The following is a 329-nucleotide window of genomic DNA, read 5'->3' on the forward strand; positions in this document are numbered from 1 at the left end:
GAAGCCGCTCGGGCGGGCGCGCAAGGCCGGGGCTTTGCCGTGGTGGCCAATGAAGTGCGCAACCTGGCTGGGCGCAGTGCTGATGCTGCCAAAGACATCAAAAAGCTTGTGGAAGAAAGTATCAGCCAAGTTGACACCGGTTCAAGCCTGGTCAACAAAGCGGGTAAGTCGCTTGAAGAGATCGTCAATGGCGTTCAGCGCGTCACCGTGTTGATGGCTGAAATCGCCACCGCGAGCCGCGAGCAGTCTCAGGGTATCGAACAAGTTAACACCGCCGTCTCGCAAATGGACAGTGTCACCCAGCAGAATGCGAGCCTGGTAGATGAGTC

Annotated in this window: 1 protein-coding gene; it reads left to right on the forward strand. The window is 57.8% G+C overall.

Annotated elements, in window-relative coordinates; genetic code table 11:
- The coding region (locus A6R74_RS11690) for a methyl-accepting chemotaxis protein (RefSeq protein ID WP_240488219.1) at nucleotides 1-329 on the forward strand (329 nt) is incomplete at both ends.

Origin of the sequence: Halomonas sp. ALS9, assembly GCF_001651035.1 — a bacterium.
In the GTDB taxonomy this organism is placed as follows: Bacteria; Pseudomonadota; Gammaproteobacteria; order Pseudomonadales; family Halomonadaceae; genus Vreelandella.